This window comes from Nocardia sp. NRRL WC-3656 (assembly GCF_000720265.1).
Lineage (GTDB): Bacteria > Actinomycetota > Actinomycetes > Mycobacteriales > Mycobacteriaceae > Nocardia > Nocardia nova.
In genome coordinates this window covers 38,202-62,958 of sequence record NZ_JOJF01000022.1, presented here as the reverse complement: position 1 = coordinate 62,958, position 24,757 = coordinate 38,202, and the positions used below count along the sequence as shown (strand labels likewise).

21 protein-coding genes and 2 pseudogenes are annotated in these 24,757 nt (G+C 68.3%); 13 read left to right on the top strand and 10 right to left on the bottom strand.

The features are described from left to right. The first annotated feature begins 165 nt into the window (after positions 1 to 165). The 6 genes from IG65_RS0125275 to IG65_RS0125245 all read left to right on the top strand — a co-directional run bounded on the left by IG65_RS0125275 (position 166) and on the right by IG65_RS0125245 (position 4,404). A complete protein-coding gene (locus IG65_RS0125275) occupies positions 166 to 972 on the top strand; it encodes an LmeA family phospholipid-binding protein (RefSeq protein ID WP_030517446.1) in 807 nt (268 codons plus the stop codon). Next, on the top strand, positions 969 to 1,415 hold the full coding sequence (locus tag IG65_RS0125270) for a thioredoxin family protein (RefSeq protein WP_030517445.1): 447 nt from the start codon (positions 969 to 971) through the stop codon (positions 1,413 to 1,415). Before IG65_RS0125275 ends, IG65_RS0125270 begins: the two co-directional genes overlap by 4 nt. Before the next feature lie 359 nt (positions 1,416 to 1,774). Then, entirely contained in the window at positions 1,775 to 2,260 is a 486-nt protein-coding gene (locus IG65_RS0125265; RefSeq protein ID WP_030517444.1) for a DUF4395 domain-containing protein, read from the top strand. 64 nt (positions 2,261 to 2,324) lie between these two features. Next, positions 2,325 to 3,158 (top strand): sulfurtransferase, encoded by an 834-nt coding sequence (locus tag IG65_RS0125260; RefSeq protein WP_030517443.1) that lies wholly within the window; start codon positions 2,325 to 2,327, stop codon positions 3,156 to 3,158. Positions 3,159 to 3,164: 6 nt separating this feature from the next. Next, the gene (locus IG65_RS0125255) at positions 3,165 to 3,470 is read left to right on the top strand and encodes a DUF1416 domain-containing protein (protein ID WP_030517442.1); all 306 of its coding nucleotides are present in this window, start codon (positions 3,165 to 3,167) and stop codon (positions 3,468 to 3,470) included. 214 nt (positions 3,471 to 3,684) lie between these two features. After that, positions 3,685 to 4,404: an FABP family protein gene (locus tag IG65_RS0125245; protein ID WP_030517440.1), complete on the top strand. Its 720-nt coding sequence runs from the start codon at positions 3,685 to 3,687 to the stop codon at positions 4,402 to 4,404. Positions 4,405 to 4,760: 356 nt separating this feature from the next. Here the strand turns inward: IG65_RS0125245 and cydC are convergent, their stop codons facing one another. The 5 genes and pseudogenes from cydC to IG65_RS0125220 form a co-directional block, all read right to left on the bottom strand. Then, the gene (gene cydC / locus IG65_RS0125240; protein ID WP_197039914.1) at positions 4,761 to 6,479 is read right to left on the bottom strand and encodes a thiol reductant ABC exporter subunit CydC; all 1,719 of its coding nucleotides are present in this window, start codon (positions 6,477 to 6,479) and stop codon (positions 4,761 to 4,763) included. Beyond that, positions 6,476 to 8,485 (bottom strand): thiol reductant ABC exporter subunit CydD, encoded by a 2,010-nt coding sequence (gene cydD / locus IG65_RS35100; RefSeq protein ID WP_063833766.1) that lies wholly within the window; start codon positions 8,483 to 8,485, stop codon positions 6,476 to 6,478. The genes cydC and cydD overlap by 4 nt, the downstream gene beginning before the upstream one ends. A 7-nt stretch (positions 8,486 to 8,492) precedes the next feature. Continuing rightward, a complete protein-coding gene (cydB, locus tag IG65_RS0125230) occupies positions 8,493 to 9,554 on the bottom strand; it encodes a cytochrome d ubiquinol oxidase subunit II (protein WP_030517437.1) in 1,062 nt (353 codons plus the stop codon). A gap of 10 nt (positions 9,555 to 9,564) precedes the next feature. Further along, positions 9,565 to 11,013: pseudogene (locus IG65_RS35095) on the bottom strand (cytochrome ubiquinol oxidase subunit I). Positions 11,014 to 11,180: 167 nt separating this feature from the next. After that, complete coding sequence (locus tag IG65_RS0125220; protein WP_030517436.1) at positions 11,181 to 12,095, bottom strand: aminodeoxychorismate lyase; 915 nt, start codon at positions 12,093 to 12,095, stop codon at positions 11,181 to 11,183. 165 nt (positions 12,096 to 12,260) lie between these two features. Here IG65_RS0125220 and IG65_RS0125215 point away from each other — a divergent pair, with 165 nt between their 5' ends. The 4 genes and pseudogenes from IG65_RS0125215 (at position 12,261) to IG65_RS0125200 (ending at position 15,572) form a co-directional block, all read left to right on the top strand. Beyond that, a complete protein-coding gene (locus IG65_RS0125215) occupies positions 12,261 to 13,376 on the top strand; it encodes a folate-binding protein YgfZ (RefSeq protein WP_369801586.1) in 1,116 nt (371 codons plus the stop codon). A 23-nt stretch (positions 13,377 to 13,399) separates the two neighbouring features. Then, positions 13,400 to 14,023, top strand: a pseudogene (locus tag IG65_RS39290) (MOSC domain-containing protein); the annotation flags it as partial. A 194-nt stretch (positions 14,024 to 14,217) separates the two neighbouring features. Next, positions 14,218 to 15,180 carry an asparaginase gene (locus tag IG65_RS0125205; protein WP_030517433.1) on the top strand — a complete coding sequence of 321 codons (963 nt, stop codon included), beginning with the start codon at positions 14,218 to 14,220 and terminating at the stop codon, positions 15,178 to 15,180. 185 nt (positions 15,181 to 15,365) lie between these two features. Beyond that, complete coding sequence (locus tag IG65_RS0125200) at positions 15,366 to 15,572, top strand: DUF3073 domain-containing protein (RefSeq protein WP_030517432.1); 207 nt, start codon at positions 15,366 to 15,368, stop codon at positions 15,570 to 15,572. A gap of 334 nt (positions 15,573 to 15,906) precedes the next feature. Here the strand turns inward: IG65_RS0125200 and purM are convergent, their stop codons facing one another. Next, on the bottom strand, positions 15,907 to 17,025 hold the full coding sequence (purM, locus tag IG65_RS0125195) for a phosphoribosylformylglycinamidine cyclo-ligase (protein ID WP_051756841.1): 1,119 nt from the start codon (positions 17,023 to 17,025) through the stop codon (positions 15,907 to 15,909). Positions 17,026 to 17,212: 187 nt separating this feature from the next. Between purM and IG65_RS0125190 the strand changes: the two genes are divergently transcribed. Together IG65_RS0125190 and IG65_RS0125185 are read left to right on the top strand one after the other, a co-directional pair. After that, entirely contained in the window at positions 17,213 to 18,079 is an 867-nt protein-coding gene (locus tag IG65_RS0125190) for an alpha/beta fold hydrolase (protein ID WP_030517430.1), read from the top strand. Further along, complete coding sequence (locus IG65_RS0125185) at positions 18,066 to 18,689, top strand: TetR/AcrR family transcriptional regulator (protein WP_030517429.1); 624 nt, start codon at positions 18,066 to 18,068, stop codon at positions 18,687 to 18,689. Before IG65_RS0125190 ends, IG65_RS0125185 begins: the two co-directional genes overlap by 14 nt. 113 nt (positions 18,690 to 18,802) lie before the next feature. Here IG65_RS0125185 and purF read toward each other — a convergent pair whose 3' ends face one another. Next, entirely contained in the window at positions 18,803 to 20,407 is a 1,605-nt protein-coding gene (gene purF, locus IG65_RS0125180) for an amidophosphoribosyltransferase (RefSeq protein WP_030517428.1), read from the bottom strand. A 175-nt stretch (positions 20,408 to 20,582) separates the two neighbouring features. On the opposite strand from purF, the gene IG65_RS0125175 reads away from it, so the two are divergent. After that, on the top strand, positions 20,583 to 21,860 hold the full coding sequence (locus IG65_RS0125175; protein ID WP_030517427.1) for a YhgE/Pip domain-containing protein: 1,278 nt from the start codon (positions 20,583 to 20,585) through the stop codon (positions 21,858 to 21,860). Between the two features lies 1 nt (position 21,861). Here IG65_RS0125175 and IG65_RS0125170 read toward each other — a convergent pair whose 3' ends face one another. The 3 genes from IG65_RS0125170 to IG65_RS0125160 are packed head-to-tail and all read right to left on the bottom strand — an operon-like array spanning position 21,862 to position 24,749. Beyond that, on the bottom strand, positions 21,862 to 22,248 hold the full coding sequence (locus IG65_RS0125170) for a sterol carrier family protein (protein WP_030517426.1): 387 nt from the start codon (positions 22,246 to 22,248) through the stop codon (positions 21,862 to 21,864). 28 nt (positions 22,249 to 22,276) lie between these two features. Next, positions 22,277 to 22,933, bottom strand: a complete 657-nt coding sequence (locus IG65_RS0125165; RefSeq protein ID WP_231509410.1) for a CPBP family intramembrane glutamic endopeptidase — start codon at positions 22,931 to 22,933, stop codon at positions 22,277 to 22,279. 58 nt (positions 22,934 to 22,991) lie between these two features. Continuing rightward, positions 22,992 to 24,749, bottom strand: coding sequence for an alpha/beta-hydrolase family protein (locus IG65_RS0125160; protein ID WP_030517424.1), 1,758 nt, complete (start codon positions 24,747 to 24,749; stop codon positions 22,992 to 22,994). Positions 24,750 to 24,757: the final 8 nt, after the last annotated feature.

Genomic DNA, 24,757 nt, shown 5'->3' with positions numbered 1-24,757 from the left:
ACCAGCGGTGATGGCCGCCGCCGCGCCCACACCCGCGCGCCCGCGTGGTCCGGGCAGATATCTTCGTACCGGGTAGCCTCTCCTCGAGACGCCCACGCCTCGTACCCCTCCGCGCGCGACCGCAGCGTTCCGCGCGCACGGACGGCCTGAACTCGGAGCATGTGGATGAGAAAACTGATCGTCGGACTGCTGCTGGTGGTCGCGATCGCCGTAGTGGTCGATTTCACTGCGGCGGCCTACTCGGAGTACCGGGTATCGCGGTCGCTGCGGGCCGGCGGTGAACTCAGCGCCGACCCCGAAGTGACCATTCACGGCTTCCCGTTCCTGGCCCAGACCGCGCGCGGCGACTACCGCAACCTCGAGATCCGGGCACGCGCCAACCGTCCCGACATTCCCGGCGAGATCCTTGTCGAAGCCACCCTGAACGGTGTCCATCTGTCGATGCACGATCTGGTGGACAACGACATGCGCTCGGTGATGGTCGATCAGGTGGCAGGCCGGATGCGTATCGAACCGGTCGAGCTCGGGCGGCTGTTCAACATTCCGGACCTCGAAGTGGTCACCCGCCCGGCCGACAAATCCGACGGCACCGGGGGTTCCGGCGGCTCGGGCATGACCACCCAGGGCGCCCTGGTCCTCACCGGCACCATCCAGCTCGGCCCGGAGACCCGCAGTACCGACCGGGTGAGCGTGAAGGCCGATCTGTTCCTCGACGGAGATCAGATCAAACTGGTCGCCACCGACCTCTATCACGGCGGCGTCGACACCACCGCGCCCACCACCACCGCCGCAGAACTGGGTCCCGACCTGGACAAGGCCGCGGTACTGGCCCGCTTCACCCGCACCATCGACACCAAGGATCTGCCGTTCGGGGTGCCCCCGAAGAAGGTGCAGGCCATCGGCGGCAATATCGTGGTAGAGGGGGAAGGGGAGAATATTCGCATTGATATGGACAGGTTTGCCCGACCATGATTGAACTCACGATTCTGGCCGTCGTCCTGCTGGCCGGGGTGGCCGCGGGTATTGCCCTGCGCTACCGCGAGGGCCGCGTGCGGACGGCCAAGGCCACCGAGATCGCGGGTTCGCGCACCGAACTGCTCAGCGCCGTCGGTGTCACCGAGGCGGTGCCGACCGTCCTGCACTTCTCCGCCGAATGGTGCGGTCCGTGCGCAGCGGTCCGGCGGGTGGTGGCCGGGGTCGTCGCCGATCTGGCCGATACCGTGCAGCCGCCCCGCGACGTCGAGATCGATATCGACGCCGAGGCGGACCTGGCGCGCGAGCTCAATGTCCTGTCGCTGCCCACCACGTTCGTCTTCGACGCCCACGGGCGCGAGCGGTTCCGGATCTCCGGTGTGCCCAAGGCCACCGACCTGCGTAGCGCACTGGCTCCGCTGACGGTTCCCGAAGCGGCCTGAACTTCCTGCTCACACGGGCTTTTCGGCCGTTGCTCGAACCGCCCCCCGCGCCGTCTGCGCGCCCGGCGCCCGCCCGAGTTTCGTACCCCGGGTCCAATTCCCTCCCGAAACCGGGTAAACTGCTTGGCGTGCAAACCCGCCGAGAGCTGATGCTCACCCGACGCCGCACAGTTGATCTGTGCCGCCTCGGCGGTTGTTGCTGCCTGTGCATGTAGCCGGTCGGCCTTTCGTATCCCCTGCCGCCGACCGGTTTCTCCACCGCGTGTGAGATCTCGTCGATCCCCCGGTGATCCGACCTATCTGACGGATAACCCGCAACCGGATAAGCCAGATAAGCCTTCTTCAGCGCAGGAGTTCCCGTGCCTCAGAACACCAACTCACCCACCGGTCAGGTGGACGTCCGCGGACCGCGGTTCGCGGCGTGGATCACCACCGGTGTCCTCGTGCTGGTCCTGATCGTCTCCGCCTTGTCGACCGCCGCCGCCGCGGTGCTGATCGCCCTGCAAGCGATCGTGTTCGCCCTCGGCGCGCTGTACGGTCCGCGGCGCAGCCCCTACGGCTGGGTCTTCGCCACCTTCGCCGCGCCGCGCATCGGCCCGGCGACCGAAACCGAGCCGGTGCCGCCGCTGCGGTTCGCACAGCTGGTCGGTTTCGTCTTCGCGATCGTCGGTTTCATCGGCTTCGCGGCCGGGGCCGGCGTGGTGGGCGCGATCTTCACCGCCTTCGCACTGTTCGCGGCGTTCCTCAACGCGGCGTTCGGAATCTGCTTGGGCTGCAAGATCTATCCGCTCACCCAGCGGCTCGGCGCGCGCACCCCGGTCACGACGAGCAACTCGGCGAACTGACCGCCCCCACGAACCACAACTCATCTCTCCACATACCCCGGCAAGTCACATCGAAAGGAACAACATGGCTCGCTCCGATGTCCTGGTCTCCGCAGACTGGGTCGAAGAGAACCTCAACACCCCCGGCGTCGTGATCGTCGAGGTCGACGAGGACACCTCCGCCTACGACACGGGCCACATCGAGGGTGCCGTCAAGATCGACTGGAAGAAGGATCTGCAGGATCCGGTTCGGCGTGACTTCGTCAACCGGGAGCAGTTCTCGGATCTGCTGTCGGCCCGCGGTATCGGCAACGACGACACCGTCGTTCTCTACGGTGGCAACAACAACTGGTTCGCGGCCTACGCGTACTGGTACTTCAAGCTCTACGGCCACCAGGACGTGAAGCTGCTCGACGGCGGCCGCAAGAAGTGGGAGCTCGACGCCCGCCCGCTGTCGACCGATGCGGTGACCCGTCCGGCGACCACCTACAAGGCCTCCGAGCAGGACCTGTCGATCCGCGCCTTCCGCGACGACGCCATCCAGGCAATCGGCGTCAAGAACCTCGTCGACGTGCGTTCGCCCGATGAGTTCTCCGGCAAGATTCTCGCTCCCGCGCACCTGCCGCAGGAGCAGAGCCAGCGTCCCGGCCACATCCCCGGCGCCATCAACGTGCCGTGGAGCAAGGCCGCGAACGAGGACGGCACCTTCAAGTCCGACGAGGAACTGGCTTCCATCTACAAGGAAGCGGGCCTCGACGGCGAGAAGGAGACCATCGCCTACTGCCGCATCGGTGAGCGCTCGTCGCACACCTGGTTCGTGCTGCAGGAGCTGCTGGGCCACAAGAACGTCAAGAACTACGACGGGAGCTGGACCGAATACGGCTCCCTCGTCGGTGCACCGATCGAGTTGGGAGCGTAAATAGATATGTGTGCAGCACCTACCCAGGGTCAGGCCCTTCCGGCCAACGTCGACACCGAGAAGGAGACCGTCCTCACCGGACGCGTCCTCGATGCGGACGGTAACGCGGTAGGCGGCGCCTTCGTCCGCCTGCTGGACTCGAGCGACGAGTTCACCGCCGAGGTCGTGGCCTCCGGCACCGGTGATTTCCGCTTCTTCGCCGCGCCCGGCACCTGGACCATCCGGGCCCTGTCGTCGGCCGGCAACGGATCGGCCAAGGTCAGCCCCGAAGGGGCGGGCGTCCACAACATCGACGTGAGCGTCGCCAAGTAACACCGACGCCGAGCGTCGACGGCACGCGCCGAAAACTGCGCTCATCGCACGCGAACGGCCCCGGGATTCGTTTTCCCGGGGCCGTTTTCGTCTTCGCCGAGCGGGTCGTTAAACTCCGATATGTGGTCTTAACCTTCGAGATTCTGCTGGTCATCTGCTCCGTGCTGATCGCCTGGTTCGGGCTGTACGTCCTCTACCGGCTCTTCACCGAGTCGTGACCGATTCGGCGAGCGAGAACGTCGAAAACGCAGCGACCAACGGTCACGCCTCACAGGCGCACGCCGAGGGGCGCGAAAGCGATGACGCGGCTCGCCGCAGTGGCGACGAGGCGGTAGCCGAGGCTGCCGAGCGCGCCAAATCCACCGGCGGCCGCAACATTCCGCAGCTGCCGGGTCTGCCGCTGCCCGAGGACACCGCGAATCTGCGGCTGGGTCCCGATCTGAGTGCCTCCATGCTCGCGCTGCTGCCGCTGGTGGGCGTCTGGCGCGGTGAGGGCGAGGGCAACGATCCCGAGCGCGGCGGCGACTACCACTTCGGCCAGCAGATCATCGTCTCCCACGACGGTGGCGACTATCTGTCCTGGGATTCTCGTTCCTGGGTCATCGACGCCGAAGGCAACTACTCCGGCCCCGATCTGCGCGAGAGCGGCTTCTGGCGGGTCGGCATCGACGGCGACGACGAGGTCATCGAACTCCTGCTGACCCACAGTTCCGGCATCGTCGAACTCTTCTACGGCCAGGCCCTCACCCAGTCGTCCTGGGAACTGGCCACCGACGTCGTGATCCGCAGCCAGTCCGGCGCGGTGGTCGGCGGCGCCAAACGCCTCTACGGCATCGTCGAAGGCGGCGACCTCGGCTACGTCGAGGAACGTGTGGAAGCCGACGGCGCTCTGAAACCCCGCCTCTCCGCCCGCCTCCAGCGCTACATCGGCTGAGCCGAGCCCGGGCAACGTCGGCCCTGATCTCAGGCGGAAAGAGCACGGCCCCCGAGCCGTACCGCGGAGATCTGATCTCTCGCGGTCCCGGTCGGACAAACCGGGGGCTCGGGGGCCGGGTGACTGCCTTGGATTAGTTCAGCGCTCGCGCGGGGACCGAATCCACTGCAGCGGGCCGCGGTACGGGGACCGCGGCTGTGGCGCTCAACCGGCAGCCACCTCACGCGTCCTCTGAATATCCATTCTTCGAACCACCTCCTTTCCCGTGTACAGACGAAACTACCGGCCGCGGCCGAGGAGCTGCAACGGATTTTTCGCAGAGCCGAATTCCGGTGCCGACCTGGGTTTTCGCCGGGTCAGGCGGCGACGCGGCGAGTGATCGATATCTCGCCGCCGGGTGCGACCGCGACCACGGTGTCGGCGCGGTGATCGGGGGGCAGCTGGTGGGTCACGACGACCACCGTGCGATCCGGGTCGACGAGACCGCTGGTTTCGTCGAGCAGTGCGCGCAGCAGTTCGGCGCCCGCCGCCGCCTCCATATGTTCGGTGGGTTCGTCCAGGAGCAGGGTGTCGGCGGGGGCGACGAGAGCGCGCGCCAGCAGCAGACGCCGGCGCTGCCCGCCCGAGAGTGCGGCCGCGCCGCCGACCAGATCCGTTTCCAGCCCCTCCGGCAGAGTATCGAGCCACGGCCCGGAACCGACCGCGCGCAGGGCGCTTTCGGCCTCCGCATCGGTCACGTCGCCGCGGGCCACCCGGAGGTTCTCCACGACCGAGGTGCCGAATACGTGGGCGTCCTCGGCGAAGAAGGTGCGGCCGGGGCGCGGAATGTCGAACAGTCCGGCCCAGCTCATCAGCAACGTGGTCTTACCCGCCCCGCTCGGGCCCACCACCGCGATCCGGCGGCCCGGCGGAAGGTCGGGCAACGCGTGGATCAGGCGGGCACGCAGGTCGCCGCTGTCGGCCGGCACGACACGGTTGCCCGGATCGCCGGCCCGCGACGGCGGCTCGACCGGGTCGAGGGCACGGATGCGGCGCAGGGCGGCTCGGCCCTTGGTGAGGGCCTGCGCCGCGGCGGGCAGCACCCCCACGGCCTCGAACGCCGACAACGGCAGCAGCACCAGGATCGCGAAGGCCATCGGGCTGATCCCGCCGGCCGGCGCAGGCTGCAACGGTTCGGCCGGCGCGCCGAAGCCGTTGCCGTACAACACGATTCCGATCAGCAAGGCGCCCACAACGCTGGCACCGATCGACAGCGGAGTCGCCGCGGCCGCCCACGCGCTGCGCGAGGCCGCCCGATCCTCGGCACGCACCGCACGCTCTGCGGCGGTTGCGGCGGCCGTCATCGCCGTGTCGAGCCGACCGGCGACCCGCAGTTCGGGAGCGTGATCGAGCACCGTCACGGCCGCGGCCCGGAATTCGGCACGATCGGATTGCACCGCCAGTTCGGCGTCGCGCGCCGCGCGCGCGGACAGCCAGGGCGCGAACCCGCCGGAGACCAGCAGAGCCACGGCCAGAACCACCCCGGCGGGCACGGAAATGGTGGCGAGCAGGGCTACGGCGGCGAGCGAGAGCAGGATCGCGACCGCGATGGGGACGACCGCGCGCACGATCACGGCGCCCAGGTCATCGATATCCGCGCCGATCCGGGTGAGCAGATCGCCCCGGCGCAGCAGCGCGGTCTCCCGCCCGGCGCCGCGTTCTGTCGAACCGGTGACGTCGCCCTCGGACCGGCCGGCGCGTCGCAGGGACCGGATATCGGTACGCGCCAACGCCGTATACACCGCCGTGCGGGCGGTCGTCATGGCGCGCAGCGCGACGTCGTGGGTCGACAACCGCTCGATATAGCGGAACAGTCCGCGCGAGATGCCCAGTGCCCGGACGGCGACCACCGCGACGCTCAGGTCCAGCACCGGCGGCATCTGCCATGCCCGTGCGATCAGCCACGCCGCCAGCGCGGCCAACCCCAGCCCACTGCCGAGCGCGACGGTCCCCCAGCAGATCGATACGACCACGCGCCACGGGGAGATCTCCGAAACCCGCCGCAGCTCCCGCAGTTCGGCCCACAGAGATTTCACGGCGTCCACCCCCTGGTCATCACCCGGCCGACTCCGATCGGCGCCACAGACGTGCCCGATGCACGCGCATCGCCACGCCGAACCTCGTCCGCCGGCTCCACCTCCGCAGGGGCGGCGTGCTTTAACCCATCCGATTCTCGGCCGGCCGACGCCCATTGCTCGGCATCAGGTTCCGCCGGGTCCGACTCCGCCCGCGCGTGTACCTCGATGATGTGATCGGCGATGGCGAGCACGGTGGGGCGGTGCGCCACCACGACGACCGTCGCGCCCGCGCGGGCCCGTTCGGTCAGGGCGGCGAGGACCGTCGCCTCACTGTGTTCGTCGAGATGGGCGGTGGGTTCGTCGAAGAGCAGAATCGGGCGGTCGGCGGCCAGCACGCGAACCAATGCCAGGCGTTGGCGCTGGCCGAGGGACAGACCGACGCCGCCGGGACCCACCACGGTGTCCCACCCGTCCGGAAGTTCGCCGAGTACTGTGTCGAAACCCGTTGCCGCACAAGCATTGTCGACGGCCTCGGCGCGGCCGGCGGTACCACCACGCCCGCCGCCACCAGCTTGCGCGCCGAAGAGTTCGAGGTTCTCTCGCAAGGTGCCGGGCAGCAGCACCGGGCGCTGCGGCAACCAGGCGATATGCGACCACCATCCGTCCGGATCGAGCTCGCCGACCGGGCGCCCACCTGCCAGAACCGCACCCCGCTCCGGCGCCATCAGACCCAATATCACTTGCAGCGCAGTCGATTTCCCGCTTCCATTGGGGCCGATGAGGGCGGTCACCGCGGCCGGTCGGAACACACCCGACAATCCGGCGGGGGCGTACCCGCCCCGCGCGCGCACCCACACGTCACGCAGCTCGATCTCCGCGGTCCCCGGTTCGACCGTCGCCGGGACTCGCGCCGCGGATGGCTCGCCGGATCGCCGGACACTGCGGGCATCTGCTCGCCGAGGTTCGGTGGGCGCGTTGGCCTCCACCGAGACTTCCCGCGCACCGGCGACGCTCGCGGACAGGTCCCGCGCCTGGGTCCGGTCCGGCTCCAGTATCGCGAAAGCCCGTTCGGCAGCAGCCATTCCGTCCTGCGCCGCGTGGAACCTCTCCCCCACCGCACGCAGCGGCAGATAGACCTCCGGGGCGAGGATCAGGCCCAGCAGACCGGCGTACAGGCCCATATGCCCGAAGACCAGCCGCATGCCGATCGACACGGCGACCAGTGCCACGCACAGGGTCGCCAGCATCTCCAGCACCATCGACGACAGGAACGCCATCCGCAGCGTCGCCATGGTCCGCTTGTGCAGCGCCTCGCCGAGCTCGCGCACCCGATGCCGCATGGTCGGCGCACTGTCCTCGGCCGCACCGGCTTCCCGGCCGAGCGCCCGCAGCGTCGGCATGCCGGCGAACAGGTCGAGCATCTGATCCGACAGCCGGGTGGTGGCGGCCAGGGCGTCGGCGGCACGGCCCTGGGTCATCAGCCCGATCAGAATCATGAAGATCGGGATCAGCGGCAGCGTCACCAGGATGATGATCGCCGCGGTGAGATCGTGCACCGCGATCACGGCCAGCACGACGGGCGGTACCAGGACCGCGAGCAGCAACGCGGGCAGATATCCGGTGAGATAGGCGCGCAATCCGCCCAGTCCGTCGCCGACCACCACCGCCAGTTCGGTTCGCCGCCGGTCCAGCTCCCGCGGCGGCAGGGCGGCTCCGGCGGCCAGGACGGAATTCTCCAACTCCGCGACCACCTGTGCGCCGGCTCGATGCGCCAGCCGCGACTGCCACCAGTTCGCCACCGTCCGCACCGCGATCGCCGCCGCCAGAATCGCCAGCTCGGCGGTCCACGCGCCGATCGTGCGCTGCCCGGGATCGGTGATCACGCCCGCCGCGACCCGGGCCAGCATCAGCGCCGCGACCACGATGCCCGCCGTGATCACCAGCGACAGCCCCACGCTGACGATCAGATATCGGCGGGCCGAGCGGGCGTGACGCCACAGCCGGGGATCGACGGGACGGGCCATCGTGGACCTACCGCGCGCCGCGGCGCATCGACAGGCCGATGGGCGCCGGGATCTGCTCGACGGTGATGCGCTTGCGGAAGACCCAGTACGTCCAGCCCTGGTAGATCAGCACGACCGGAGTCAGCACCACCGCGACCCAGCTCATCACCACCAGCGTGTAATGCGTGGAGGAGGCGCTGACGGTGGGATGCCCGTCGACCATCCGGCCGTCGACGGTCAGCCCGTAGGCGGCGTCGATGGTGGACGGCAGCACGTACGGGAAGAGCGCACCGAACAGCAGCACGATCGCGGCGACCACGGTGACGGCGGTGCCGGTGAACGCCCAGCCGTCGCGATGCCGCAGCACCGCACCACCGGCGAGCAGCAGGCCGAATACCGCCACGCCCAACGGGATCCAGGTCCAGCCCTGGCCGTGGGCGAGCTGGGTCCACAGCGCGAAGGCGGCGGCGACCACGGTGGCCGGCAACCAGATCACCCGGGCGATCCGCTCGGCGCTGTCGCGAATATCGCCGCCGGTCTTCAAGGCGATGAACACCGCACCGTGCAGGATGAACAACAGCAGCAGCGTCAGGGCGCCGAGCAGCCCGTACGGGTTGATCAGGCCGAGCAGACCGCCCTCGATCCGCCGCTGCGCGTTGAGCTGCGTTCCGTGCACGATATTCGCGAAGGCCAGCCCCCAGGCCAGCGCGGGCACCCAGGAACCGAAGACGATCGCGGCGTCGCACCATTTGTACCAGCGCGGATCGTGGATCTTGCCGCGCCATTCGATCGCCACCGCGCGCACGATCAACGCCACCAGGATCAGCAGCAGTGCCAGGTAGAACCCGGAGAACAGGCTGGCATACCACTCCGGGAAGGCCGCGAACATCGCACCGCCCGCGGTGATCAGCCACACCTCGTTGCCGTCCCAGACCGGCCCGATCGTGTTGAGTACGGCGCGCTTTCGCGTTTCGTCGCCGCGGCCGATGATCGGCATCAGTATCCCGACGCCGAAATCGAAGCCCTCGAGCACGAAGTAGCCGGTGAACAGGACACCGATCAGCAAGAACCAGAATTCGGGCAGACTCATCCTCGGCTCCTCAGTACGCGAACGAAAGCTTCTCGACCGCAGGCGTTTCCGTCTCCGCGGGTGGCTGTTCGGGCCCCTCGATCACATAGCGCCGCATGAGGAAGAACCACACGACCGCAAGTGCGCCGTACACCAGCGTGAAGACGATCAGTGAGGCCAGCACTGTGCCTGCGGTATGCCCGGAGACGGCTTGCTGCACGGTCATCCGGATGGCCGGGTTCCCGGTCGGATTCGGTGCGACCACCCAGGGCTGGCGGCCCATCTCGGTGAAGACCCAGCCCGCGCTGTTGGCCAGGAACGGCGTCGGAATGCAGATCAGGCTCAGCCACTTGAACCAGGGCTGATCCGGGATCCGTCCGCGCCGGGTCATCCAGAAGCCCAGCAGCGCGATGGCCGCCGAACCCACTGCCCAGCCGATCATGGCGCGGAAGGTCCAGTAGGTGACGAACAGATTCGGCCGATAGTCACCCGGGCCGAATTTTTCGTTGTAGCTCGCCTGCAGGTCCTTGACACCCTGCAGCGTCACGCCGCTGAACCTGCCTTCGGCGAGGTACGGCAGCACGCCGGGCACCTCGAGGACGCGGGTGATGCTGTCACAGTTGTTGTGGGTGCCGACGGTGAGTATCGAGAAGTCGGGGTCGGTTTCGGTGTGGCACAACGATTCCGCCGAGGCCATCTTCATCGGCTGCTGTTTGAACATCAGCTTGCCCTGGATGTCGCCGGTGAATACCAGTGCGATGCCGGCGATCACGATCACCCACATCCCGGCGCGGGCGGCGGGCCGCCACATACCGCGCGCCTCTTCCAGCAGTTCCGGATGGCCCGAGCGGGCGTTGCGAACCATCCACCAGCCGCCGATACCGGCCACGAAGGTGCCGGCGGTGAGGAACGCACCCGCCACGACGTGCGGGAAGGCGGCCAGCGCGGTGTTGTTGGTCAGCAGTGCGCCGATGCTCTGAAGTTCGGCGCGGCCGGATTCGGGGTTGTAGCGGGCGCCGACCGGATGCTGCATGAACGAGTTGGCGGCGATGATGAAGAAGGCCGAGGCGTTCACGCCGATCGCGACCAGCCAGATGGTGGCCAGGTGCACCAGTTTGGGCAGCCGCGACCAGCCGAAGATCCACAGCCCCAGGAAGGTCGATTCCAGGAAGAACGCGGCCAGGCCCTCCATGGCCAGCGGGGCGCCGAATACGTCGCCGACGAAGCGGGAGTATTCGCTCTAGTTCATGCCGAACTGGAACTCCTGCACGATGCCGGTGGCGACACCGAGCGCGAAGTTGATCATGAACAATTTGCCGAAAAACTTCGTCAGCCGGTACCAGTGATCCTTACCCGTGATCACCCATGCGGTCTGCATCCCGGCGACCATCGGCGCGAGGCCGATGGTGAGCGGTACGAAGATGAAGTGATAGACGGTCGTGATCCCGAACTGCCAACGTGAGACGTCGACGACATCCATCCGGCGGCCTCCTGTGTCATGCGGGACATCCACACGTACTACGACATGTCGTAGTGGAGCCTACGCCGGTACAGCCGTGGAGCAACGAGTCCTACGTCACGACATTCCAACAATTATTGCTGCGCGGTAACGGGTTCCGCTTTCGACGCTCCGACAACGCGGTCGAATCAGGTCCAGTCGGCGATATTCCAGGCCCGTTCGATCCCACGGTTCACCAGATCCTTGATTTCGTCGGCACAGTCCGGCGCGGACATCCGCAGCCCGTCCAGTGTCGCCACCCGCGCGGCCAGCGTGATGCTCGACAGTAGCCAAACACTGTCGGCGGTAACGAGATCCGCCGTGAACAGCGACTTGTAGCTGCAGTCCCAGCCGGCCTTGCCCGCCTCGGCGAACAAGGCGCGCTGGGTGATGCCGGGCAGGACCCCGTCGCGCGCGGGCGGGGTGAGCAACTGCTTGTCGCGCTGGATCACGACCGTCGAGCGCGGCCCCTCCAGCACGCGGTGCTCGGTGCTGGTGAAGATCACGTCGTCGGCGTCCTGGCGGGCCGCGAACCGCAGCGCCGCCATATTCGTCGCATAGGAGAGCGTCTTGGCACCCAGCAGGAGCCACGGGGCGGTGGTCGCGAGTTCGGTGGAGATGCCCCGAGTGAGAGTGATCACCGAGATGCCTTCGGCGCGAGCCTTACTCACCCGCTCGGCGACCGGGCTCACGAGCACGTAGCCGGTGAGATCCGGTGCCGGGCCGGACAGTTCGCCCGAACCGACGCGCTTGGACTCGGCGCCGTCGCGGCCCCGCGTCACGATCATGCGCAGCACGCCCTCGCGGTCGGATCCCCATTCCTTGACCGCGGACTCCACGGCGGTGCGCCACTGGGCGACATCCGGGTCGGGCAGGTCCAGCGCCTGGGCCGAGCGCCGTAGCCGCGCCAGATGTAATTCCAGTGCACTCGCCTTACCGTCCCGCACCAGCACCGTCTCGAAGACGCCGTCGCCGCGCAACGTGCCGATATCGTCCGCATAGAGCAACGGCTCGTCCGGATTCCGGACGGTACCGTCGAGTGTCACCAGAACTCGATCCACCATGCGTGGCAGCCTAGGCGAATCGAGCGCTCCAGGCGTGGGTACGCAATCGTCGGGCAACGCCCGGGCGAGCCCCGCGCCCACAGGCGTATCCACGGCATACTCACCGCATACCTGCGGCAACCCGTGGCGCGGCGCGGGTCGGCGCGACCGCCTATTGTGGAAAACGTGTCCGTGGTTGCCGCCCCCAGTCCACTGCTCGGTCTCCCAGGGGCCGTGCCCGGCCCGCCCGAAAGTCCCGATGCCGCGGTCGCCTGGCATTACGGCGATCCCTTCGGGGAACAGCGTGCCGCGGCCCAGCGCGTGGCCCTCGTGGACCGTTCGCACCGTTTCGTGGCGAGGATCACCGGCGCCGAACGGCTGAGCTGGCTGCACACGATTTCCAGCCAGCACATCGCCGAGTTGAGCGACGGCCGGTCCGCCGAGAACCTGGATCTGGACCTCAACGGCCGCGTCCAGCACCACTTCGTGCTCACCGAACTCGACGCCACGGTGTGGATCGACACCGAAGGCGATCGTGGCCCCGCATTGCTCGACTTCCTGCAGAAGATGGTCTTCTGGGCCGACGCGAAACCCGAGGCCGCACCGGACCACGCGGTCCTGAGCCTGCTCGGGCCGCGGGTGCGCGAGCTGACCGGGACGCTGGGCGTCGCCGCGCTGCCGGAGGTGTACGGCGCGGTCGCCCTGCCCGGCGGCGGATTCCTGCGCCGGATGCCGTGGCCCACCGAGGATTCCTACGACCTGGTCGTGCCGCGCGACCGGCTGAGCGAACTGTGGTCGGCGCTGACCGCGGCCGGCGCCGAACCGGCCGGGCTGTGGGCCTTCGAGGCGCTGCGGGTGGCGGCGTTGCGCCCGCGCATCGGCCTCGACACCGACGATCGGACCATCCCGCACGAGGCCCACTGGATCGGCGGCCCGGACGAATTCGGCGCGGTCCATCTGAACAAGGGTTGCTACCGCGGACAGGAAACCGTCGCCCGCGTCCACAATCTCGGTAAACCGCCGCGGCATCTGGTGCTGCTGCATCTGGACGGCTCCGCCGATGCCCGGCCCGCGGCCGGCGACGCGGTGACCGCCGGCGGCCGCGCGGTCGGCCGCCTCGGCACGGTGATCGACCATTACGAACTCGGGCCGATCGCACTCGCGCTGGTCAAACGCGCCATCCCCGCCGACACCCGGCTGGAGGCCGGTCCGATGGCCGCCGCCATCGATCCGGATTCGATCCCGTCCGATGACGAGCCGCAGGCCGGCCGGCTCGCCGTGGACAAGTTGCGCGGCCGGTGAGCGCGCCCGCAGCGCCCCGGGAAATCGGCGCGATCGGCCACGTACTCGCGGTCTGTGTACTCCATGCCGAACTCGAGGTGCCCGCGAAGGTGAGCCGGGTCGGCCGGACCGCGATCGACAAACGCCCGGTCGCCGACCGGGTGGCGGTCCGGGCGCTGGGACTGGCCGGTGACCGCGTCTGCGATACGAAACATCACGGCGGCGTCCACCAGGCCGTCTACGCCTACGCCGACGAGGACGCGCGGCAGTGGGGCGAGCAGTTGGGCCGCACGCTTGCGCCCGGCTGGTTCGGCGAGAATCTGCGGGTGTCCGGGCTGCCCGTCAGCGATGCCGTGATCGGTGAACGCTGGCGCGTCGGCGACACGCTGCTCGAGGTCAGCGCACCGCGCGTGCCCTGCGCGACCTTCGGGCACTGGTCGGGCGAGAAGCAGTGGGTCAAGCGCTTCACGCTGCAGGCCGATACCGGCGCCTATCTGCGAGTGCTGACCGAGGGCACGATCGGCGCGGGCGACCGGGTGCACGTGGACCACATCCCCGAGCACGGCATCACGGTGCGCGACCTGTTCACCGGACACGATCCGGCACGGCTGGAACATTTGCCGGCCGCCGAACCGACGATCTCCGAAGACGTGCGCATGCAGATCGCCCGGCATGCGCGGCGGGCCGCCAACCGGACGCGCAACACCGAACTCCACGAGGAGATTCGCGCCGCGGCAGTGCCGGACAGGGCAGCGGGCGCGGATGCATCGAACGGGACGCTGCCGGACCCCGCGGCCACCGGCGGGGCCCAGCCGATACCGGCCGCGACGGCGTGCGGAACCGCCGAACGAGGAGATCGGCCGTGAGCGTAGAGCTGGTGGAAGTGGTCCGCTCCGGATTCCGCGAATGCGTGCACCGCGGGTCGGTGGTGATCATCGAACCCGACGGGGAACCGTCGCTGGCCCGGGGCGAGGTGCATCTGCCGATCTTCCCGCGGTCGACCAATAAGCCCATGCAGGCGATCACCTTGCTGCGCAACGGTTTCGAGCCGGTGGACGAGGCCGAACTCGCCATCGCCACCGCCTCGCATTTCGGCGAACCCGACCATCTGGCGCTGGTGCGGCGGCTGCTGGACCGCTTCGGCTTCGACGAGAACAGTCTGGGATGCCCGCCGGATCTGCCGATGGGCGAACAGGCCCGCGCCGATGCCCTGGCCGGGCGCGACCGGCACTCGGCCCCTCGCAAGATCTACATGAACTGCTCGGGCAAACATGCCGCGATGCTGGCGACCTGTGTGATCAACGGCTGGCCGACCACCGGATATCTCGACCCCTCCCATCCGCTGCAGCAGGCGGTCACGGCGACGATCGCCGAGATCACCGGCGAACCCGAGACCGACCTCGGCATCGACGGCTGCGGCCTGCCGATCGTCCCGGTCTCGCTGATCAATCTCGCCCGCGCCTACGCCGGCCTCGCCACCGCGGCCCCCGGATCGCCGGAACGCCGGGTCGCGGATGCGATTCGCCACCACCCGCGAGTGATTTCGGGCACGGACGCCCCCGATCTCGAGACGATGCGCGCGACCCCCGGACTGGTCTGCAAGATCGGGGCGGACGGTGTGCACGCGGGCGCGCTGCCGGACGGCCGCGCCTTCGCCTACAAGATCGATGACGGTCACGACCGAGCCCGGATGCCGCTGACGCAGGCGATTCTCCAGCGTATGGGGGTCGAGTGGACCGAGGCCCACGCCGCGCTCGCCGGGCCGCCGGTCCTGGGCGGCGGGGCCCGGGTCGGCATCATCCGGGCAATCCCGGGGGCGGTGTAGAAGCGCACCATTTCGGCGAACCCCCGCTCGACGGCCCCGCGAACGGTGGATGTTCCGGAGTCTTCACCGACTCCTGGAAGCGCGACCGCCTGACACACGCTAAAGTGTCTGTCAGGAAGATTATTAATTCGAACGGGGCCGCCAACCACCCCAGGCCGCCCCGCAGTGACGCGAGGGGGTCAGCCATGGGCCGTGGCCGGGCTAAGGCAAAGCAGACCAAGGTTGCACGCGAGCTGAAGTACAGCTCGCCGTCGACCGACTTCGCGAGCCTTCAGCGCGAGCTGTCGGGGCACTCCCCCCGGCGGAGCGGTGTGCTGTCCGAAGAGCACAATTCGGACGAATCGCTCAAGCGCTGGGAGGAAGATGAGGACTACGACGACTGGCGCCGCTGACTCGGATCGACGTATGCAGGGGGAGGCCTGAGGGGCCTCCCCCTTCGCACGTCGGCAGCGTTTCGGCCGATAGATCGACCGATCCCCACCTCGATGAGGGCTCGTAGTACGGGTTGCCGCCGCAGGTATCACCGATACCCAGGGCGGCGTTACCCGAGTTCGGATTGCTCCGATTTCCACCGTCGGGCACGGTAGACGCTTCGCCGTCCGAGCGCCCCGGAGTGGTGCCGTGGGCAACCCGTGAGCGCGTCGCGAGCGACCCCCGACACGACGCCTCCCGAGACGACAACGCCTCCCCGCCCGAACCGGTGCGAGGAGGCGTCGATGTGTCCGCTCAGAACCTCGGATGTTCCCCGACCAGCGCCACGCGCGCGGCATCGGCATCCTTGGCCTTCTTGACCGATCCCAAGGTCCAGCATTCGATATGCCGCGCGGTCAGCACCGCGAGCGCACGATCGGCATCCTCGGGGGCGACGACGGCGACCATGCCGACGCCCATGTTGAAGGTCTTCTCCATCTCCGCCCGTTCGACCCGGCCGCGCTGCGCGATCAGTTTGAAGATCGGCGCGGGATTCCAGGTGCCACGGTCGATTTCGGCGACCAGCCCGGCCGGCAGCACGCGGGCCAGATTGTTCGCCAGCCCGCCGCCGGTGACGTGGGCGAAGGTGCGCACGTCGGTCTCCGCGATCAGTGCCAGACAATCCTTGGCATAGATCTTGGTAGGTTCCAGCAACTCTTCGCCCAGGGTGCGGCCGAATTCCTCGACGTGCCCGGTGAGCGCCATCCGATCGATGTCGAGCAGCACCCGGCGCGCCAGGCTGTAGCCGTTGGAATGCAGGCCCGAGGAGCCCATCGCGATGACGACGTCGCCGGGCCGGACCCGATCCGGGCCCAGCACCTCGTCCGCCTCCACGACGCCGACGCCGGTCGCGGAGATGTCGTAGTCGTCGGCGCCCATCATGCCCGGATGCTCGGCCGTCTCGCCGCCCAGCAGCGCACATCCGGCCTGGATGCAGCCCTCGGCGATACCGGAGACGATCTGCGCGACCCGTTCCGGAACCACCTTGCCGACAGCGATGTAGTCCTGCAGGAACAGCGGTTCCGCGCCACAGACGACCAGATCGTCGACGACCATGGCGACCAGGTCCAGGCCGACCGTGTCGTGCTTGTCCAGCGCCTGCGCGACCGCGATCTTGGTGCCCACACCGTCGGTGGAGGCGGCCAGCAGCGGTTCCCGGTAGCCACCCTTGAGCGCGAACAATCCGGCGAAACCGCCCAGACCGCCCTGCACCTCGGGCCGGCTGGCCTTCTTGGCCAGCGGCGCGAACAACTCGACTGCGCGGTCGCCGGCCTCGATGTCGACACCGGCGGCGGCGTAGGACGCGCCTCCGGATTGGGCCTCGTCGGCGCCGGTGTCGTTCACACCGGCACCACTCGGGGTCTGCTCAGTCATTGTTCGGGAAAGCTCCAAACCGAATCGGCGGACAGATGCCTGATCACGCTACCGGAGCCGGATAACGAGACTGCACCGGTATTGGGCTGCACGTACGGATTCGAGGCTACCGTCACATCCACCATTGACATACATACGGTATGTAGGTAACTCTGGAACACATCACACCCACTCCGGAAGGCATGTCATGGGAATCAGCACCAGCCTCGGCCCGATTCGACACGTCGCCGTGCCGGGCGGCCGCATCCGCTATCACGAGACCGGGGCCGGCTCGCCGGTCGTCTTCGTCCACGGCCTGCTCGTCAACGCCGATCTGTGGCGCAAGGTGGTACCGGACGTCGCCGCCGCCGGGCATCGCTGCCTCACCCCGGACTGGCCGTTCGGCTCGCATTCGGAGCCGATGCCGGCCGCCGACCTCACCCCGACCGGCGCCGCCGATCTGATCGCCGCGTTCCTGCGGGAACTCGACCTCACCGACGTCACCCTGGTGGCCAACGACACCGGCGGTGCGATCACGCAGATCATGCTGTCGCGCGATCGCAGCCGGGTCGGGCGCGTGGTGTTCACCAACTGCGACGCCTACGAGAAGTTCTTCCCGCAACCGTTCACTCCGCTGCCGCGGCTCTCGCGCGTACCCGGCCTGCTCACCGCGATTCTGCAGAGCCTGCGCTTCCGGCCGGCGCAGCGGCTACCCCTCGCCTACGGGTTGGTCACCAAACAACCGCTGCCGCACGAGATCGCGGATTCCTACCTGCTGCCGAGCCTCAATTCGGCGGCCATCCGCGCCGATCTGCGCCGGTTCCTGCGCGATATCCACAAGCGCCATACCCTCGCGGCCGCACGCACTTTCGGCGAGTGGGATCTGCCGGTGCTGCTGGCCTGGGCACCCGAGGACAAGGTGTTCCGCCTCGATTTCGCGCAGCGGCTGGCACACGATCTGCCCGATGCCACGCTGCACACGATCGAGGATTCGCTCACCTTCATCTCCGAGGACCAGCCCGAGTTGCTCAGCCAGTTGATCGTGGAGTTCACTCGGCTGCATGCCACGCCGTAGCCAGGAGGACAGATCACGCGCGACGCGGGCGAGTCTCGAGTCGGTCGGGCGGCGGCTGTTCGCCGAACGCGGATATTCCGCGGTGTCGGCGGAGGAGATCGTCGCCGCGGCCGGTGTCACCCGCGGCGCGCTGCATCATCACTACGGCGACAAGCGCGGCCTGTTCATCGCGGTCCTGGAACAGCTCGAGGCGGACAACACCGAGGAGGTCCGGCATGCGATCGACACCCTGCCCGACCCGACCGATCTGCTGGCCGCGATGGCGACCGGCCTGCACACCTTCCTCATGATCAGCCGCCGCCCGGAAACGGTCCGGATCGCCATGTCCGACGGCCCTGCGGTACTCGGCTGGCAGGGCTGGCGTGAGATGGAAGCGCGCCACGGCCTCGGGCTGATCACCAATCAGCTGGAATTGGCCGTGGAGTCCGGCCTCGCGCCCGCGGTCCCGGTCCGGACCCTGGCCCAATTGATTCTGGCCGCGATCACCGAGGCGGGCATGATCGTCGCGCACGCCGACGACCCGGATGCGGCCGGCGCCGAGGCCGAGCAGTGCATTCTGATGATGCTCGGCGGATTGCTCACACCGCCCAGCACGTCACCGAGCCTTTAGGCTCTCGGACCTGTTCGGCACCGAATGTGCGTGCGCCCCAAGTCGATTCGACCTTCGATGAACATGCCGGGCCGCCACGACGAACGGCCCGGGCACGACGTCACGGGTGACGCTCAGGGGCGGCTCAGCGCGCTCGCGTTGGCATTCTCGCCCAGGAGTTCCGATTCCGGCTTACCGGAGAGAATTCCTTCGAGGACGTTCTTGCCGACGGCAGCCTCGTCGGGCAGCGGGATCGGGTACTTGCCGTCGAAGCAGGCACAGCACAGGCGGGTGCGCGGCTGCTCGGTGGCCGCGATCATGCCCTCGAGCGAGATATAGCCCAGGCTGTCGGCGCCGATGGAACGCCGCACGCTTTCGACCATCGCCGCTTCCGAATCCTGTGACCCCTCGGCCATTTCCGGCCCGGCGCCGTTGGCGATCAATTCGGCCGGCGAGGCGAAGTCGATGCCGTAGAAGCACGGCCACTTCACCGGCGGGGAGGCGATGCGCACGTGGATCTCCAGCGCCCCGGCCTCGCGCAGCATCCGGATCAGCGCGCGCTGGGTGTTGCCGCGCACGATCGAGTCGTCGACCACGATCAACCGCTTCCCGCGAATCACCTCGCGCAGCGGGTTGAGCTTGAGCCGGATACCGAGCTGGCGGATGGTCTGGCTGGGCTGGATGAAGGTGCGGCCCACGTAGGCGTTCTTCATCAGGCCCTGGCCGTACGGCACGCCGGAGCCCTGGGCGTAGCCGACCGCGGCCGGCGTTCCGGACTCCGGGACCGGAATCACCAGATCGGCCTCGACGGGATGTTCGGCGGCCAGCCGGCGGCCGATGTCGACCCGGGTGGCGTGCACCGAGCGACCTGCGATCGTCGAATCCGGCCGAGCCAGATAGACGTATTCGAAGACACAGCCCTTGGGTTCGGGGTTGGCGAACCGCAGCGAACGAACTCCGTCGGCGTCGATCGCCAGCAGTTCGCCGGGCTCGATCTCCCGGACGAACGAGGCACCCACGATGTCGAGCGCGGCGGTCTCGCTGGCAACCACCCAGCCGCGGTCGAGGCGGCCCAGGCACAGCGGCCGCACACCCTGGGGATCCCGCGCCGCGTAGAGGGTGTGCTCGTCCATGAAGGTCAGGCAGAAGGCGCCGCGCAGCGTGGGCAGCAACTCCATGGCCGCCTGCTCGATGCTCTTGTCGGCCGCGGCATGGGCCAGCAGCGCGGTCATCACATCCGAATCCGAGGTGGCGGTGATCGCACTGCCCGGCAGGCGGCCGTTGATCAGGCCCAATTCCCGGGCCCGCGTCGCCAGCTCGGCGGTGTTGACCAGATTTCCGTTGTGCCCCAACGCAAGTCCGGTGCCGACGGCCGTGGTGCGGAAGATCGGCTGAGCGTTCTCCCAGATGGTGGAACCTGTGGTGGAGTACCGGCAGTGCCCGATGGCGATATGCCCCGGCATCGCCGCCAGCGTCTGTTCGTCGAAGACCTGCGAGACGAGGCCCAGATCCTTGAACACCAGTACCTGCGAGCCGTCCGCGACCGCGATACCGGCGGCCTCCTGGCCGCGGTGCTGCAGTGCGTACAAGCCGTAGTACGTGAGCTTGGCCACATCCTCGCCCGGAGCCCAGACGCCGAAGACGCCACACTCCTCGCGGGGTTCGTTCTCAGGCTCGTCGGCTGCGGAGGAGTTTCGGCCTGCGGCGGTCTTCGGGATCGACAGATCGGCGTGGGTCACCGTTTGCTCCCTGTTAGTCGGGCGGGGGGCACTCATCATTCTACGGGTCATCCGCGCGAAACCCACGTCCGGATCCTCCGGGTGGCGAGCTGTTTGCTGCTACGGTTCGTCCGTGGCGAGTACCGACACCGCAGTACAAAGTCGAAATCTACGGCGGCTTATTCCGTTTCGATGGATGTTCCCTGTGGCGGTCGTCTCAGTGGTGGCGGCGTTGTTGGGCCTGCTGTATCTCGACTATGTCGTCGACCCCCAGCGAAATCTGCACGACTTCCCGATCGCCCTGGTCAACCAGGATGTGGGTGAGACGCTCGGCGCGCCCGGCCAGCAGAAACACGTGAACTTCGGCGATCAGGTCGCCGACGGGCTGCGTGCGGCCGTGCCCGCCGACCAGATCGATCTGCGCGTACTGGGGCTGCCGGAGGCCCAGCAGCAGATGCAGAACGGCCAGGTCTACGGCACCGTAGTCATCCCGAGCGATTTCAGTAAGCGACTCGGGATCCTGGGTGTGGGCAGTGTCATACCGGGCGATATCGAGCGGCCGATCATCACCTTGCTGACCAATCCGCGGTCGGGCACCTACGCCACGCAGATCGTGGTGCGTTTCGGGGATCAGGCGCTGCCCCAGATCAACGAGAAGGTGGGACAGCAGCTCACCGAGCAGGTGCGGACTCAGCTCACCCCGGCGCCGGGCGGCCCACCGGCCCCCGAACTGTCCGGTGCGACCCGCCTCACCCTCGCGCAACCGCTGCAGATCCTGGTGCAGGAGTTCCATCCCCTGCCCGGCGGGTCCGGCCAGGGGCTGACGGCGTTCTTCTACGCGCTGCTGTTGCTGATGGCGGGCATGCTCGGCGCGATGATCGTGCACACCATGATCGACTCGGCCCTAGGTTTCGTGCCGACCGAATACGGGCCGTGGTACGTGCACTATCCCGCCACACCCGTCTCCAGACTTCGCACGCTGCTGATCAAATGGGCGGTCATGGCGGTGGCCGCGGTGGTGGTCTCCGCGATCCTGCTCGGCATCGGCGCGGCATTGGGAATGCCGCTGGACAATCCGCTGGGGCTGTACCTCTACGGGGTGCTCGCGATCATCGCGGTCGGCTTCACCGGTATCTCCATCCTCGCCGCGATCGGCTCGGCCGGATTGCTGGTGAACATGATCCTGTTCATCGTGCTGGGCCTGCCGTCCTCGGGAGGCACGGTTCCGATCGAGGCGACACCGAAGTACCTCGGCTGGCTGGCCACCTTCGAACCGATGCACCAGGTGTTCCTGGCGGTGCGTTCGCTGCTGTATTTCGACGGCAACGGCGCGGCCGGTTTCACCCGTGGCTTCTGGATGACCGTGCTCGGCCTCACGATCGGTGTGGTGCTCGGAGTGGTCGTGACCCGCTTCTACGACCGAAAAGGGTTGGAGCGCAAGCCGATCAACCGTACCGAGCCCGCCCCGGCCTAGGTCACAGCGCGACCAGCGGCAGCCAGCGGGCCAACTCCCCCGCCCGGATTCCGGAGGCGCTCAACGCCCCCGAATCCACCGCGGCGTCGAAATCCAGCAGTCCGGTCGCGAGCAGCAACCACGTCCGCGGGTCGGTCTCGACCACGTTCGGCGGCGTCCCCCGGGTGTGCCGTGGCCCCTCGATACATTGCACCGCCACGAAGGGCGGCACTCGCACCTCCACCGAGGCGCCCGGCGCCGCGGCGGCCAGACTCCGCGCGGTCCCGCGCACGGCCGCCGCGAGCTCGGACCGTGCCGGCTGGGCCGCCGACTCGTCGCGCAGCCACGCGCCGAGCGCCGCCACCGAATCACGCACCTGAGCAGGGTCCACAGCCGAACGTCGCGCCATTCCACCGAGCGTAGCGAGCCGAACGGACTCAGCGGTGCGATACACCCCGGCCGATGCGCCGGTCACGCAGCGCCACCGCCACTCGCGGCGCCAGCGCGCCACCGGCATTCAGGGCGAGGTGAACGAGCGCCGGCGCCGTCGCACTGCCCGTGCGGCGACGCAGCCAGGAGAAGAGCAGCCCGCCCGCGGCGGTGAAGGCGACAGTGGCTGGGATGCTGTCACCCGCGGACCGTGCCGGATGAATGTGCCACAGGCCGAAAACCACTGCGCCGCCATACGTCCGCACGTGCCTCGCGTCGTCGAAGAGCCGGTCCAGCGTCCCCCGGAAGATCAGCTCCTCGCTGTAGACGGTACCCACCGGAATGTGGATGCCGGCCCATTCGGCCGTACTCACCTCCGGCTCGCGCTCGGCGAACTCCGCCATTCGATTCCGGATCCCCGGTACGGCGAGCCCGACACCGTAAGCAGTGACGATCGCGCCGAATGCCGCTGCGCCCCAAGCCCATCCACGTCGAGAAAGCCATTCCGACCGGCCGTCGAATACCGCGGCATACCCGGTCGCGAACGCGGCGTTGGCGACCGTGCGACCCCGTATGCCCGACCCCAGCCTCGGCAGCACGAGATTGCTCCACATCAGGGCGATGCACGACGCCGATAGGGTGCGCACCACGCTTCGGTTGTTCACCGATCCGCACCTCCCGAGTGCGCGTTCCGGCCGTAGCGCGAGGTTTTCGTTACCGTGCTCATTTCACCGCGCGTTCGAACGCTTCCGACAGTTCCAGCTGCGTCCGGATGTTCTCCTGCAGTTGCGGATTCCAGTCCGGAGGCGGCAGTACCGCGGCCCAGCCGTCGAGGACGAGGGTGCCGTAGTTGTGTCCGTGCCCGTCGCTGACCCCTTGGGCATTGGTCAGGTCGGCGGCGACCTGCCAGAAGGTGACCAGCGGCCACCAGCGCATCTGCGTGGACACGTCGGAGCCACGCGGCTCGGAGAGCCAATCCGGTTGGGAGAAGATCAGATCCGGTGACCACCAGACGATGGGGTCGGAGGGATGCTGCAGGTAGGCGATGCGCGGACGCCGCCATTCCGGTGACGGTTTCGTCAGATCCGCTGCGGTGGAAGCGAATCGGACCACGAGACCGTCGGCGTAGATCGGTTCCACCTCGCGGGTGCCGGGGTCGCGGCGCTCGACGAACTGTTTCCACAGCCGATTGGAATTCGGCGGGCCCACCCAGAGCGCGCCGTCGACCTTGGCGCGCAGATCGGCCAGGCCGTCGAAGGCCGCTTCCGAGCCCTGCGAACCCAGGCTTTCCCCGTACACCAGCAGCTTCGGCCTCGACTGCGCCGGTCGCGCCGACCAGGCGGCGTAGACCGCCTCGAACATCTTCTTCCCCGCCACCGCGACCTTCTGCCGGTCCGCGAGGAACGACAGCACACTCGGCAGATACGAGTACTGCGAGGCGAGGATCGCGGTGTCGCCGCCGTACATGTACTCGAGCGCGCCCGCGGTCGTCGAGTTCACCCATCCGGTTCCGGTGGTGGTGACGATCACCAGCACCTTGCGGTCGAAGGCGTGCGTGCGTTCGAGTTCGGCGACCGCCAACTGTTCCTGGGTCTGTCCCTCGGCCGCCGATCCGAGACCGACGTAGACCCGAACCGGTTCGCGCGCGGGCTTTCCCGTCACCGCGCCGATGCGGAAGGCATCGGGTCCGTGCGAGACGAACCACCGGCCCTCCGAACCGAGCGTGTCCCATTTGGCGAGCGATGCGGGGCTGCCGGAGCGCTCGGGTTCGGTCGGCTGCACCGCGTACGGCGTCATCTTGTCGTTGCGCACGCTGAACGCCGAGTTGGCGACGGTGAAGAAGGCCTCCGACAGCACACCGTTGAACAGCAGCACCGCCACCACGGCCAGCACGATCGCGCCGACGCTCGGGGCCAGTTGCGGCGGCACCCGCACCCAGCGGCTGAGCAGACGGGCGAAGAACCGCACGATCCACCGCACCGTCCGGTAGATCGCCACCACCAGCGCGGCCACCGCGACACTGAGCCCACCGGTGCGCAGATAGGCGGCGCGCGTGGTGCCTTCCATATCCATCAGGCCGTAGATCTGCCGTTGCCAGTCGGCGGAGAGGACGAGCATGTAGATCGCGGTGAGCAGACAGATCGTCAGGATCGTCACCTTCACCGCGTAGCGAATCCGCAGCGACGGTGCGCGAAAACGCAAGCGCGGCCGGATCAGTCTGCGAAAACCCCACTCCAGCAGACAGCCCACGCCGTAACCGATGGCGGCGTTCAGACCACTGATCAGACCTTGGAACAACCAGTCGCGCGGCAGCAGTGACGGCGTCACCGACCAGGCGAAAAACACTGTCGCGGTGACCAGGCCGACGTAGTTGAGGGCGATGATGTCGTCCTCGAGCCGGCGCAGCAGCCGCAGGCCTCGCCGATAGACCACAACGCCGCGCGTACGCAGCGTTGTGAGAGTCTCGGCGGTATCGAGCACCCGTCAAG

Excerpts from the sequence above, each read along its gene's own strand:
- IG65_RS0125270 (WP_030517445.1), top strand. The coding sequence starts at position 969 with ATGATTGAACTCACGATTCTGGCCGTCGTCCTGCTGGCCGGGGTGGCC.
- cydD (WP_063833766.1), bottom strand. The coding sequence starts at position 8,485 with ATGGCCCGTCCCGTCGATCCCCGGCTGTGGCGTCACGCCCGCTCGGCC.
- IG65_RS0125170 (WP_030517426.1), bottom strand. The coding sequence starts at position 22,248 with ATGGCGCGACGTTCGGCTGTGGACCCTGCTCAGGTGCGTGATTCGGTG.
- IG65_RS0125175 (WP_030517427.1), top strand. The coding sequence starts at position 20,583 with ATGTTCCCTGTGGCGGTCGTCTCAGTGGTGGCGGCGTTGTTGGGCCTG.
- IG65_RS0125220 (WP_030517436.1), bottom strand. The coding sequence starts at position 12,095 with ATGGTGGATCGAGTTCTGGTGACACTCGACGGTACCGTCCGGAATCCG.
- IG65_RS0125190 (WP_030517430.1), top strand. The coding sequence starts at position 17,213 with ATGGGAATCAGCACCAGCCTCGGCCCGATTCGACACGTCGCCGTGCCG.
- IG65_RS0125255 (WP_030517442.1), top strand. The coding sequence starts at position 3,165 with ATGTGTGCAGCACCTACCCAGGGTCAGGCCCTTCCGGCCAACGTCGAC.
- cydB (WP_030517437.1), bottom strand. The coding sequence starts at position 9,554 with ATGAGTCTGCCCGAATTCTGGTTCTTGCTGATCGGTGTCCTGTTCACC.
- purM (WP_051756841.1), bottom strand. The coding sequence starts at position 17,025 with ATGACTGAGCAGACCCCGAGTGGTGCCGGTGTGAACGACACCGGCGCC.
- IG65_RS0125185 (WP_030517429.1), top strand. The coding sequence starts at position 18,066 with ATGCCACGCCGTAGCCAGGAGGACAGATCACGCGCGACGCGGGCGAGT.
- IG65_RS0125260 (WP_030517443.1), top strand. The coding sequence starts at position 2,325 with ATGGCTCGCTCCGATGTCCTGGTCTCCGCAGACTGGGTCGAAGAGAAC.
- IG65_RS0125200 (WP_030517432.1), top strand. The coding sequence starts at position 15,366 with ATGGGCCGTGGCCGGGCTAAGGCAAAGCAGACCAAGGTTGCACGCGAG.
- IG65_RS0125275 (WP_030517446.1), top strand. The coding sequence starts at position 166 with ATGAGAAAACTGATCGTCGGACTGCTGCTGGTGGTCGCGATCGCCGTA.